The organism is Dickeya aquatica, from assembly GCF_900095885.1.
GTDB lineage: Bacteria > Pseudomonadota > Gammaproteobacteria > Enterobacterales > Enterobacteriaceae > Dickeya > Dickeya aquatica.
Genome location: NZ_LT615367.1, coordinates 1,048,450 through 1,061,916 on the forward strand (window position 1 = coordinate 1,048,450; position 13,467 = coordinate 1,061,916).

Genomic DNA, 13,467 nt, shown 5'->3' on the forward strand with positions numbered 1-13,467 from the left:
AAGGAAAGTAGATATTAGCATTTTTGTATTTTAATTATCTGATTTGTAAGGATAAAAAAAATAATGTTCGCTACTAACGATCAAAAAGCAGCAGGTGATAGTTATTTTTGATTAAAATAGTGGGACTTATCGGTATAATTGATTTGCTTACAAAAAATTGATAGTCAAAATACAGCGCTACGAAATCTGTAAAGAGCTGTATCAAAATATTAGCCAGGCTTATGTCTATAACTATCATTAATATAATTGATTAAGCTAATTCTCTTGAATCTATTATTCAGGTCTGCACACGGCGATATAATGGAGGCTTTATGCTGTCGTTCTCATGGTTATGAACCTGTCCCGCAGCAGAGCTGGATAGTTCTTTCATTCATCCTTCCTACTCTCCGGAAATGCGCCAACCCTAAAAACCCATATGCGGGGAGTTATTACCGGGAATTTTTCGTCTTCAGTGATGCGATTTGTACGATCAGGACCGCTCTGGGCCTGAGGAGAGTGTTATTGTGTATGAAATTATAATAACCCTATTAATAGTACTCTTGGGGATTTCGTCTGCAAGGACTCGCAAATTTCAGGAAAAAGCTAACGCAGAGCAAAAAAAGCAGGACTTCCTGAACATGGTGTTTTTCGCCGCTGAATACAGCCCTTCATCCATTATGATCGCTAATGAAAGCAGCGAAATTGTGTACGTAAACCGGCAGTTCACAGTGATGTCAGGCTATGAACCCGAAGAGGTGATAGGGCGCAAGACAAATATATTAAGTTCTGGAATGACCAATGCGAGCGTGTATGAAGAGTTGTGGAGCACGCTCAATAAAGGTGAAATCTGGAACGGTGAGTTTATTAACCGTAAAAAAAATGGGCAGTTGTATTGGGAAAAAGCCAGCATTGTCAAAATCTATAATAAAGCCAGCGATGCGGTTCAGTACGTCAGCATCAAAATGGACATTACTGAGCGTAAAACCCAGGAGCATCATGACAACTCTTACAACCGTGCTTTGGAACTCCTATCCAGTGGCGCTCCGCTGAAAGATATTCTGGATGCGATAATTTTTAGCGTTGAGGAGAAAAATCCCGGCCGGATAGTGTGCTCAGTGTTGCTGGTAGATAAAGAGAAACGTTGCCTGACTCTCGGTTCTGCGCCAAGTCTGCCCGGTTTTTACAAAAATGCTATCCACAACGTCAAAATTGCCGATGGTGCGGCCTCATTTGGTACCGCAGCGTACAGTGGTAAGCGTGTTATTGCTGAAGATATCTCCACGCATCCGCACTGGACACTCTATAAAGGTCTGGCGTTGTATGCCGGGCTGCGTTCTTGTTGGTCTGAGCCTATTTTTGGTCAGAACAAAGAGATTCTTGGCGTGTTGAGCGTTTACCACCGTAAGGTTTATTCACCGACTGAAGATGAAATTGCGTCAATCGAAAAATCGGCGCAGTTGGTTTCAGTTGCGATCGAGCGCTATCGTGCAATTGATATGCTGCGCCGCAGTGAAGAGCACTATCGTCAACTGGCGCATTACGACTCGTTGACCTCGCTGGCGAACGGCCTGACATTTGCCGAACAAATGGAGCAGGCTATCCAGCTTTCACGGCAGACTGGCAGAAAGATTGCGCTGATGTTCCTTGATCTGGATAAATTTAAACAAATCAATGATACCTTCGGCCATGCCACAGGGGATTTATTATTAAAAGAAGCGGCGGCGCGCATGCGTGGCGCGGTGCGTGAGACCGATACCGTATACCGACGCAGTGGCGATGAGTTCATTATCCTGCTTCAGGGAATTAAAGAGGTGGAGAACACGTTATATGTGGCAGACAAAATTCATCATGCGTTAAATGAGTCGTTTTATATTGAAGGTAAAAAGCTCGATATCTCATGTAGTATTGGTATTGCGCTGTATCCTGAGCACGGCACCGATTCGCTCACTCTGGCCATCAATGCGGATGCAGCGATGTACCAGGCGAAAGCACTGGGACGCAGCCAGACCCAGATTTACCATGATTTGAACACACATCAGTAGCGTAGTCAGCGGCTCATCAGGGTCAATGACTACCTTTCCCGTAACGCTTCTTTTTGCACCTGTTTGATAGGTTTAAACACGTAACTGAGTAGTGTTTTTCTTCCGCTGATAATATCAATGTTGGCGGTCATGCCCGGTAGAATCAGTAACGGTTTATCGATATTTCCCAGGTAATTTTTTTCTGCATGCAGTCTGACAAGATAAAAATTATCGCCTGACTGGCCAGTCATCATCTCTGTATGAATCAAATCAACGAAGGCTTTCAGGCCACCGTAAGTGGTGTAGTCATAAGCGGTAAAAGTGACCGTTGCATTCTGGCCGGGGCGCAAAAAAGCGATATCTTGTGGGCGCACATATGCTTCAATTTGCAATTTGTCATCCAGTGGTGTGATTTCAGCCAGCGTCTGGCCACGCTGAATCCGGCCCGCTGTGCTGTTGACCAAAATACGACTGATGATGCCTTTGATAGGAGACATCACCAGAAATAGCTGATCCGTTCTATTCTGACTTGTGCCGGAAAGCGCTTGCTGATTGTGTTCAAGGCGCATCAGCGGATCACCGATATTCACGATTTGCCCTTCGTGTACATACATATCACTCAGCTCGCCGCTTTGTGATGCCTGTACGCTGTAACGCTGCAATTGATAAACGGTTTTTCCCTGAGCACGAACCACTTCATCGATATTGATAAACGCAGACCAGCTTATCAAAAATACAACAAAAGCCAGCATCACCCACACCGAAAGCCGGATAAGGTAGGGCGTGTCTTCCCGCTGGTTCTTTATGACATCCGGTAAGTCGTCAACACATCGGCTTTGGCGGCCGGAAAAATAGATGCAGAGTTTGTGAAAAACATTAGTGCGACGCATTGATTTGCCCTTTTCTTAATGCATCCAGAACAATCGCTTTTGGGCCATCGGCAATAATGCGCCCTTTGTCCAGAATGACTAGCCGGTCTACCAGGGTTAGCATGGAAACCCGGTGAGTGACCAGCAGCAGGGTTTTATCCACAAGATAAGGGTGCAGCGCTTGTTTGAAACGGTCTTCACTGCTGTTATCCATCGCGCTGGTTGGTTCATCCATAATCAGGATGGGTGGGTCTAAAAGCAGCGCTCTGGCGATGGCAACGGCCTGACGCTGCCCACCGGACAGGTGCATTCCCCGCTCACCGACCTGAAGGTTGTAGCCATCAGGGTGCAGCCGGGCAAAGTCGTTAACTCCAGCCATTTCCGCCACGCGTAGCATGGTGTCGTCATCGATATATCGAGCTCCACAAAGCAGGTTATCTCGCAATGTGCCATAAAAAAGCTGGATATCCTGTGGGACATAACCGACATGATGGCGTAAGTCGGCAATATCAAGTTGTCTGGCATCGAGGCCGTCAACCAACAGATTGCCATGCGTTGGCGTGTAAAGGTTAACGGCCAGTTTTTCCAGTGAGCTTTTGCCCGAACCGGTACGACCAATAATCCCGACCTTCTCTCCAGGGGAGATAGACAGGTTGATATCGATTAGCGCGCGGTTTTTTTGCTCTGGATAGCTGAAAGTGACATCGCGAAATTCGATGCTGCCTTGAATGCGCTCGCGTTTAAGCGGGTAGGCGTTTGTGTTGTGTTCCTGCGGCAGTTGCATCAGATGGTGGGCTTCTTCCAGCGAATAACGAATATGTCGATAGCGGCCCAACAGTTCAGACAACGGCTCTAGCGTTAATAGTGCCCGGTTCGTCAGCAGGTAGCAGGCAACCAGTGAGCCAGGCGTGAGTTTATTATCCCAAAGCAGATAGACGCCAAAAATAATGACCAACACGCTGGCAAGACGTTGTACGTATTGTGTCAGATGAAGCGCCAGCGCAGCCCAGATTCTGGCGCGGTAACTTAACTGATTGAGTGCCGCACAGGCTTGTTCCCATTGGTATTGTTGTTCACCCTGCGCATTATTGATTTTGAGCATATCCAGACTGTTGAGGCTTTCAGTCAGCACGGCCTGACGCGCGTTTGCCAACTGCTGTATGTCAGCCTGAATGTGGCTATCACGGTGTTGTATTAGCCAGTTCATCAGCAAAATAGCCACCGCAGCCAGTAGCGGAACCCAAACCAGCACACCACCTAATATCCATAGCAACATGAGACTTAACAGCATAAACGGCATGTCGAGCACCGCACCCAATAGGGTGGGCGATAAGGTTTCTCGCAGCGTCTGAAAAGTACGAATTTGATGTGTCAGCACACCGGTTCGGGCCGGGCGAGCTGCCAGCATCATACCGAGAACCCGCTCAAACAGCGTAGCAGAGAGCATCAGGTCGGTTTTTTTGCTGGCAATATCAATGCACAGACTGCGCAGTGTTCGCAGGATAACGTCAAACAACAGAGCAATGCCGATGCCACAGGCCAGTACCCACAGCGAAGTCAGGGTTTGATTGGGAATGATCCGGTCATAGACTTGCATCACAAACAGCGGGATAAAGAGGGCAATAAGATTAATCAGCAGGCTGGCGGCGAGTGCATCCAGGTACAGCCCTCGGGAAAAACCGAGCATATGGCGCAGCCAGTGGCGACCGTGTACCCGTTGTGAAGGGCGCGCCGTTTCAACCCGGTGAGCGGGCTGGGCAAACATCACTAGTCCGAGGTAATTCTGCTGTAATGTGTTGTGATCGACCCTGATTTCCCCACCGTCGGTTTCTCCGGTCATGAGCCGTGCCGAGCCATCGCTTGCCCAGCCGACGAGAATGGCCGCGCGCCCCTCACGCAACAGCAGCATGGCCGGCAGTGACATGACCGGAATATCATGCAGTGAGCGTTTGAGTATACGGGCGCGTAATCCTGCACGCCCGGCAGCACGCGGCAGCAAATGAGACGGTAGGCGATGTTCTTCCAGAGGCAGCCCCGCCGTTAGTGTCGTGCGGCTAACAGGTTTACCCTGTAGCTGGCAGAGAACCAGCAGGCTATCAAGCAGTGGGTCGTCATGACGGCCCCGTGGGTCCTGATGCGGCGAAGAGGGACGACGTTCTTCACTACCGGGAGGATGAGCATGATGTGTATTCATGTCGCTACGCGTTCCTTAGCTTTTATGATCGCCTGTTTTAAGATGAAAATTAGTACAAAATAGAAAGAAGTAAGCAAGAATGCCTGATTTTGTTGTGTTTTCAGCTTAAGACCGGCAAGCATTATTCATGGCGAACCTCGCCGGACGCAACCCTTGATTTCATTCATACGAGCCGGATGGTCAAATAAGTATGAAATAGAAGCCAGATAGCAACCAAAGAGAAGCAAAAGTAAACCGATTTGCTATGTAATACCGCGGTTGCCGGGTGGGGGAACGGCTGACTTGCTCCATGCAGATGAAAATGACATGCTGACGGTTGGCCTGTACTGACGTATCGCCTGCCTGACGACAATGAGTGGGCGGGGGAGTGCGATGTGGCCCCTTGCCTTGGCTGTATTTTCAGGCTGGGCGGAATGTGCAGGCATATCATCGCCATGACATATATCCGATGAACTGTGCTGGCAGGGGAATGTTTTTTTCAGCGTCCCACAGATGCGCTACCATAACGATATCCTAATCAGGAACGGAGCTTACCCTGTCTGGGAGGCTCTCTTTTTGTGAATAAAAAGGGCTTGGTATGTTTTATATTTTGCGTGATAGCAACGGCCATCTTATCAGGGTAGAAAAAGCGCCGTTTCCAGAAATGAGCGACCAGTTGCCAGATGACTCACCAGAGGCGATGGCATGGTTGAACAATCAGCAGGCTATTTTGGCTAATATTGAGCGTTTGCGCAGTAGCGATCTGGAAATGGTTCGTGTATTGGAAGACTTGATTCAGGTGTTGATAACCAAAGGGCAAATTAATATTACGGATCTTCCGGCAGCAGCACAGTTAAAACTGATCGATCGCGCCCGAACGCGCGAAGCGTTAGGTGGGTTGGACTCGCTTATCCGTGAAGATGAGGACAAGATGTTCTAATGCCTGCTGTAGAGAAAAACGGCTTGCCGGAGCGTTCTTGCAAGCCGTTTTTTTATGTCTGGTGCGGGTATGGCGATGGTGCACAGGGCACTCATGCTGAGCAGAGTCGTAAAGCATCAATGTCGGTGCAGAGTGCTGGCACGGATATGAAAAGAATCTCGGGATTCACAGGTAAGGTAGCGAAATAAATGAATGACAATCACGCGGATGAACAACACGGCGAGCCGGAACTTGCGGCATTGATCTCAGAACGACGCAATCCGGCTTCACTGCATCTTGATACATTGTCAACCCTGGAAATGGTCACGCTTTTTAATCAGGAAGATCAGCGAGTGCCACAGGCCATTCGAGATGTGCTGCCTGCTATCGCACAAGCCGTAGATGCCGCCGCAGCCTGCCTGAAAGCGGGGGGACGGCTTATTTATCAGGGCGCGGGCACCAGCGGGCGTCTCGGGGTGCTGGATGCCTCTGAATGCCCGCCGACTTTTGGCGTGTCGCCGGATCGGGTGATAGGCCTGATTGCTGGCGGGCCCGGTGCATTACTAAAGGCGGTCGAAGGGGCTGAAGATTCTGCTCCTCTTGGCGAAGCCGATCTGGTGGCGCTGGATCTTCATCCGCGCGATATGGTGATAGGGCTGGCGGCATCCGGGCGCACACCTTATGTGATAGGCGGCCTGCGCTATGCCCGCCGCATAGGGTGCCGTACGGCGGCCATTTCCTGTAACCCGCATTCACCGATTGCTCAAGAGGCCAGCATTGCCATTTCGCCTGAAGTGGGAGCGGAAGTGCTAACTGGCTCAACCCGGCTGAAATCTGGAACGGCGCAGAAACTGGTCTTAAATATGATTTCTACCGGTGCCATGGTACGCCTTGGCAAGGTGTATCAAAATTTGATGGTGGATATGAAAGCCACCAATGTAAAGCTTATCGATCGCGCCTGCCGGATTGTCATGGATGCCACAGGAATCGACCGTCACAGTGCAGAACACTACCTCAGGCAAACGGACTATGACGTCAAGCCTGCCATCGTGATGGTGGTCATCGGCTGTGAGGCTCCCGAGGCCAGGCAGCGATTACAGGCCAGTAACGGTTATCTGCGAGACGCATTACGTGGCGATACGGCCTGAGGCTTTCAATACCAGAGCAAGCGATATGATGAATGGTTCAATTGATGATGAATTCTGGATGCGCCATGCCCTGATGCTGGCACAGCGTGCCTGGGATGAAGGTGAAGTGCCGGTAGGGGCAGTTTTGGTTCAGGGAGAACGTATTATCGGTGAAGGGTGGAATCGCCCGATTGGCCGCCATGACCCGACGGCACACGCAGAGATCATGGCCTTACAGCAGGGTGGCGCGGTGTTGCAAAACTATCGTCTGCTGGATACGACCTTATATATCACGCTGGAACCCTGTGTGATGTGTGCCGGTGCGATGATCCACAGCCGGATTGGCCGTCTGGTATACGGCGCGGCGGATGCCAAAACCGGTGCAGCCGGGTCGCTGGTGGACATTTTACGCCACCCCGGAATGAATCATCACATCACGATTACTGATGGGGTACTGGCTGAGGAGTGCGCCTCGCTACTGAGCCGCTTTTTCAAAATGCGGCGTCAACAGCAGCGTGAAGCACGACTGTCACGCCCGTTATCCGGGTGACTCAGCGCTGCGTATTGGCAACAAGCCTGTCCGGTGGAACAGCCGGATAGGCGCTGGCGGTGAGCTGCTCTTGACGTGAGCGGCTCTCTTTTTCAGACAGATGGCCGACCAGGCTAATCCTATAACGTCGGATATTTTCTACATAGTTATAGGCTTCCTGACCCCGCGCATAGCCATTGGCGGTTTGGCTGTAGTAGCGTTTTTCGCTCAGCATGGGTAAGCGTATTTTGACATCAGCCCAACTGTCTGGATTGCCTTGCTGTTTCTCAGTCAGTTTTCGCGCGTCCATCATGTGGGCATACCCCATGTTATACGCCGCCAGCGCAAACCAGATACGCTCATCTTGCGGGATGGACGCTGGCACCTGTTGCATCATCAAAGAGAGGTATTTCGCCCCGCCCCGCACACTCTCTTGCGGGTCAAGCCTGTCTGTTACATCCAGACTGTCGGCGGTGTTACGGGTTAACATCATCAGCCCGCGCACGCCGGTCGGTGAGGTTGCCAGCGGATTCCAGTGTGATTCCTGATAAGAGATAGCGGCCAGTAGTTTCCAGTCTATGTCCTGGGCATATTTTTCAAACAAGGGGCGAAAAACCGGCAGTGTGTTATCAATGGCGCTTAAAAATACCGTGGTATCCACATAATCAAACTCGCCAACATGCCCGAGGTATTTCTCTTCCAGACGCGCCAGTGAGCCGTCTTCGGCCGCCTGACTGAAAAAGTCAAGCAAGGCGGCGGCGATACTGTCATCACGGCCCTGACGCAGATACCAGGTAACGGGCTCTTCATCGCTCAAGTCAAAAGCAACCGCCAGTTGCGGGTGGATGCGCTGTATCAGGCCAATAGTGATGGAATCCGCGATGGTGTAATCGAGTGTTCCGTCAGCCACTTTTTTGAGCACTTCCTGCTCTGACTGGTCGGTGGTGAGCTCCCAGCCCAGTTGCGGGTAGCGTGTGGCTTTTAAATCACGTAGCGTGGCGGCATGGGCAGAACCGGATAATACCGTCAGTTTACCTTGCAGTTTATCCAGCGCGCTGGGGCGCGGCATACCCATACGATAGACCAACTGCTGCGACACGGAATAATAAGCGGGCCCGGCACGAAAACGGCTTAAACGCTCGCGATTATAGATAAGTCCTGCGGCGAGCAAGTCGGCATCGTCATGATCCAGATCGCCAAACAGGTCATCGACATTTTGGCGCACGGAGATAACCAGCTTCACGCCGAGGTAATCGGCGAAACGTTTGGCCAGTTCATAATCTAATCCGGTGGGGGAGCCCTCGCTGAGTGTATAAGTCAGCGGAGAGGTCACGGTGCTGATACGCAGTTCACCGCGTGAAAGAATCTGCCTTAGCTGATCGTCTGGATGACTGCGCCAGGGGATGTTTGGCCACAGTGCCAGCGTTAACAGCAAAGCGATAACCCCGATGAAAAAATAATTTATCGTTAAACGCTTCAATGAGTTGTCTCTCGGCGGCCGGTTGGCCTGTCTGTCTGTTTCGGCAGTTTTTTGTGCTTTCTTTCCCAGAGTCGGGGCATTTTGCTTAACAAACCGCCAGTGTGCAACAGTTATTAGTTTGCCTACTGATTAACCGCACGTTTTCCGCAAAGTTTAACTATCGCTACGCAAACGGTTTCGTCACGCCTTACTATTCTCTATAATAATGCGCGTTTCCCCCCTGTAGCGCCCTGACGCACTGTCTCCGGTGCCTCGAAGACGAGAGAAATTTAGATGATGGAAATCTTGCGTGGTTCACCCGCCCTATCGGCTTTTCGTATCAATAAACTGTTGACCCGGTGTAAGGAATACCATCTGCCTGTCAGCGATATTTACGCCGAATACGTCCATTTCGCCGATGTGAACGCTCCGCTAAACCATGAAGAACAGTCACGACTGAGTCGCTTGCTAAAATACGGTCCTTCGCTGGCAGAGCATGAGCCCGGTGGTCGCCTGATTCTGGTTACTCCACGTCCTGGTACTATTTCTCCCTGGTCTTCTAAAGCCACGGATATTGCACATAATTGTGGTTTGCAAAAAATTCGCCGACTGGAGCGAGGGCTGGCGTTTTATATCCATGCGCCAACCCTGAGCCATGCTCAGTGGCAGGCGCTGGCGGCACTGTTGCATGATCGCATGATGGAGTGCGTGTTTGATGATATGCAGCAGGCTAACCTGCTATTTTCCCAGCATCAACCTGCGCCGTTTAAACGTATTGAGATTCTGCTTGAAGGGCGCGCCGCGCTGGAAGCGGCTAACCTGCGCCTGGGGCTGGCGCTGGCAGAGGATGAAATTGACTATCTGCTGGAGGCGTTTACGGCATTAGGGCGTAACCCGACGGACATCGAGCTCTATATGTTTGCTCAGGCAAACTCTGAACACTGCCGTCACAAGATTTTTAACGCCGACTGGGTTATCAATGGCGAAGAACAGCCTAAGTCGCTGTTTAAAATGATTAAAAACACCTTCGAGCACACGCCGGATCATGTGCTGTCTGCCTATAAAGATAACGCGGCGGTGATGGAAGGCTCGGCTGTTGGCCGTTTTTTCCCTAATCCTCAGGGCGTATATGAATACCATCAGGAAGATGCTCATATCCTGATGAAAGTGGAAACCCATAACCACCCGACGGCGATTTCACCCTGGCCTGGCGCTGCAACCGGCTCTGGCGGTGAAATTCGTGACGAGGGCGCGACCGGTCGTGGTGCCAAACCCAAAGCGGGGCTGGTCGGTTTTTCGGTCTCCAACCTGCGTATTCCCGACTTTATTCAGCCCTGGGAGCAGGATTTCGGTAAGCCGGACCGTATCGTCAGTGCGCTGGATATCATGACAGACGGGCCGCTTGGCGGCGCAGCATTTAATAACGAATTTGGTCGCCCGGCACTGACTGGCTATTTCCGTACCTATGAGGAAATCGTGGATAGCCATAACGGTGTCGAAGTGCGGGGCTATCACAAACCCATTATGCTGGCCGGTGGTATCGGCAATATTTGTGATGGGCATGTGAAGAAAGGCGACATCAGCATTGGTGCCAAGCTTATTGTGCTGGGCGGCCCGGCGATGAATATCGGCCTCGGTGGTGGTGCCGCATCATCGATGGCATCCGGCCAGTCTGATGCGGATTTGGATTTTGCTTCCGTGCAGCGTGATAACCCGGAAATGGAGCGCCGTTGTCAGGAAGTTATCGATCGTTGCTGGCAGTTGGGTGAGCAGAACCCTATCCTGTTTATCCATGATGTGGGCGCAGGTGGTTTGTCTAACGCAATGCCTGAGCTGGTGAGCGATGGTGGCCGGGGGGAACGTTTCGAACTGCGCGACATCCTCAACGATGAGCCGGGTATGAGCCCGCTGGAAGTGTGGTGTAATGAGTCGCAGGAGCGCTATGTCCTGGCTGTTGCACCGGAACAACTTTCGTTATTTGATGCGATTTGCCGCCGCGAGCGTGCACCTTATGCGGTGATTGGCGAAGCCACGGAAGAACAGCACCTGACGCTGAATGACCGTCACTTTAATAACAAACCTATCGACCTGCCGCTTGATGTCCTGCTGGGCAAGACGCCTAAAATGCTGCGTGATGTTGAGCGCAAAGACGTGGTGGGCACACCGCTTAATCGTGATGGGATCTATTTGGCCGAAGCAGTTGAGCGCGTCCTGCACTTACCGGTTGTTGCGGAAAAAACCTTCCTGATTACCATTGGCGACCGTTCTGTTACCGGTATGGTGGCCCGCGATCAAATGGTCGGCCCCTGGCAGGTACCGGTTGCAGACTGCGCGGTGACCACCGCCAGCCTGGACAGTTATTACGGCGAAGCGATGTCGATTGGCGAACGTGCCCCGGTTGCGCTGCGTAACTTTGCGGCGTCCGCCCGGTTGGCTGTCGGTGAGGCACTCACCAATATCGCCGCGACGCATATTGGCGATCTGAAACGGGTGAAACTTTCTGCCAACTGGATGGCCGCTGCCGGCCATCCGGGGGAAGATGCGGGGTTGTATGAGGCGGTGCGGGCGATAGGCGAAGAGTTGTGTCCGGCACTGGGGCTGACTATCCCGGTGGGTAAAGACTCCATGTCGATGAAAACCCGCTGGCAGGAAAATGGTGAGGAAAAAGCGGTCACTGCGCCTTTATCTTTGGTGATTTCGGCGTTTGCCCGCGTTGAAGATGTGCGCCACACCGTGACGCCGCAACTGCACACCGATAAAGACAACGTGCTGTTGATGATTGATTTGGGGGCCGGTCACCACGCGCTGGGAGCAACCGCATTGGCTCAGGTCTATCGTCAGTTAGGGCGCAAGACTGCTGATGTTCGCAATCCGGCTCAACTGGCAGGCTTCTTTAACGCCATGCAGGCACTGGTTGCCAGACAAGCCTTGTTAGCCTACCACGACCGCTCTGATGGTGGTTTGGTGGTGACGCTGGCGGAGATGGCATTTGCCGGGCATTGTGGCCTGAACGTAGACATCAGCTCGATGGGGGAAGACGCGCTGGCGGTGCTGTTCAACGAAGAGCTGGGGGCGGTGATTCAAATTGAAGCCACCCGTCGCAATGAAGTGGAACAGATTCTGGCTGAGCACGGTCTGGCGGAGTGCGTGCATTACCTCGGTCAGGCTGAGGCGGGCAACCACTTTGCCATCCATAGCGGCAAGGACGTTGTGTACCACGAAAGCCGCACCACACTGCGTAATTGGTGGGCAGAAACCACCTGGCAGATGCAACGTCTGCGTGATAACCCACAGTGTGCCGATCAGGAACACCATGCCAAATCGGATGATAACGATCCGGGGCTGAATGTCGCATTGACGTTTGACGTGCGTGAAGACATTGCCGCACCGTTCATCAGCCGTCAGGCTCGCCCGAAAATCGCGGTATTACGCGAGCAAGGGGTGAACTCACATGTGGAAATGGCGGCGGCATTCCACCGTGCCGGTTTTGATGCCATCGATATTCATATGAGCGACCTGCTGGCGGGTCGTCGCGATCTACAAGACTTCCAGGCACTGGTTGCCTGCGGTGGTTTCTCTTACGGTGACGTGTTGGGGGCCGGAGAGGGCTGGGCGAAGTCCATTTTGTTCAACGAGCGGGTTCGTGATGAGTTTTCTGCCTTCTTCCTGCGTCCGCAGACGCTGGCGCTCGGGGTTTGTAACGGTTGCCAGATGATGTCGAACCTGCGTGAGTTAATCCCGGGAGCCGAGTATTGGCCGCGTTTTGTGCGTAACAAATCCGATCGTTTTGAAGCGCGCTTTAGTCTGGTGGAAGTGGTGAAAAGTGCCTCTGTATTCATGCAGGATATGGCCGGCTCACGTATGCCGATTGCGGTATCACACGGTGAAGGGCGTGTGGAAGTGCGCGATGACAGCCACCTGGCGGCATTGGAGCAGCACCATCTGGTGGCATTACGTTATGTCAACAACTACGGTCAGGTCGCACAAGATTACCCCGCTAACCCGAACGGCTCACCAAACGGTATTACCGCCGTGACCAGCACCGATGGCCGGGTAACCGTCATGATGCCGCATCCTGAGCGCGTATTCCGTACGGTCAGCAACTCCTGGCATCCGCAGGAGTGGGGTGAGGATAGCCCGTGGATGCGTATGTTCCGTAACGCACGACGTCAGTTAGGCTAAATGGTTTGTGAGGCGCGGTATAACAAACCGCGCGGTCAACTTACCACTCTTTCAGGGGCTTCGGCCCCTTTTTCATGGCTCCATTGCCATTTTCCTGCCCCCTGTCAGGGGTGTCTCTGATAGGCGACAATGTTGTGTTTTTATGTCTCCAAAAGGAGACGTTTAATTGCTTGATTTTTAATAAGATACTTTTTGTCTCCTTGGGGTGT

At 52.0% G+C, this 13,467-nt stretch carries 8 protein-coding genes; 5 read left to right on the forward strand and 3 right to left on the reverse strand.

Annotation, left to right across the window (positions count from 1 at the left end; genetic code table 11):
• The first annotated feature begins 503 nt into the window (after nt 1–503).
• Nucleotides 504–2,021, forward strand: a complete 1,518-nt coding sequence (locus DAQ1742_RS04840; protein ID WP_035343607.1) for a sensor domain-containing protein — start codon at nt 504–506, stop codon at nt 2,019–2,021.
• Nucleotides 2,022–2,050: 29 nt separating this feature from the next.
• On the opposite strand, the gene DAQ1742_RS04845 is transcribed toward DAQ1742_RS04840, so the two are convergent.
• Both DAQ1742_RS04845 and DAQ1742_RS04850 read right to left on the reverse strand, forming a co-directional pair.
• Entirely contained in the window at nt 2,051–2,890 is an 840-nt protein-coding gene (locus tag DAQ1742_RS04845) for an HlyD family efflux transporter periplasmic adaptor subunit (RefSeq protein ID WP_083961089.1), read from the reverse strand.
• Nucleotides 2,877–5,063 carry a type I secretion system permease/ATPase gene (locus tag DAQ1742_RS04850; protein WP_035343605.1) on the reverse strand — a complete coding sequence of 729 codons (2,187 nt, stop codon included), beginning with the start codon at nt 5,061–5,063 and terminating at the stop codon, nt 2,877–2,879. Before DAQ1742_RS04850 ends, DAQ1742_RS04845 begins: the two co-directional genes overlap by 14 nt.
• A gap of 577 nt (nt 5,064–5,640) precedes the next feature.
• Here DAQ1742_RS04850 and DAQ1742_RS04855 point away from each other — a divergent pair.
• The 3 genes from DAQ1742_RS04855 to tadA all read left to right on the forward strand — a co-directional run bounded on the left by DAQ1742_RS04855 (nt 5,641) and on the right by tadA (nt 7,638).
• Nucleotides 5,641–5,982, forward strand: coding sequence for a hypothetical protein (locus DAQ1742_RS04855; protein ID WP_035343603.1), 342 nt, complete (start codon nt 5,641–5,643; stop codon nt 5,980–5,982).
• 188 nt (nt 5,983–6,170) lie between these two features.
• Nucleotides 6,171–7,109, forward strand: coding sequence for an N-acetylmuramic acid 6-phosphate etherase (murQ, locus tag DAQ1742_RS04860; protein WP_051124108.1), 939 nt, complete (start codon nt 6,171–6,173; stop codon nt 7,107–7,109).
• A 28-nt stretch (nt 7,110–7,137) separates the two neighbouring features.
• Complete coding sequence (gene tadA, locus DAQ1742_RS04865; RefSeq protein WP_035346253.1) at nt 7,138–7,638, forward strand: tRNA adenosine(34) deaminase TadA; 501 nt, start codon at nt 7,138–7,140, stop codon at nt 7,636–7,638.
• A gap of 1 nt (nt 7,639) precedes the next feature.
• On the opposite strand, the gene mltF is transcribed toward tadA, so the two are convergent.
• Nucleotides 7,640–9,097, reverse strand: a complete 1,458-nt coding sequence (gene mltF, locus DAQ1742_RS04870) for a membrane-bound lytic murein transglycosylase MltF (protein ID WP_083961088.1) — start codon at nt 9,095–9,097, stop codon at nt 7,640–7,642.
• Between the two features lie 276 nt (nt 9,098–9,373).
• Between mltF and purL the strand changes: the two genes are divergently transcribed.
• Complete coding sequence (purL, locus tag DAQ1742_RS04875) at nt 9,374–13,258, forward strand: phosphoribosylformylglycinamidine synthase (protein ID WP_180706314.1); 3,885 nt, start codon at nt 9,374–9,376, stop codon at nt 13,256–13,258.
• Nucleotides 13,259–13,467: the final 209 nt, after the last annotated feature.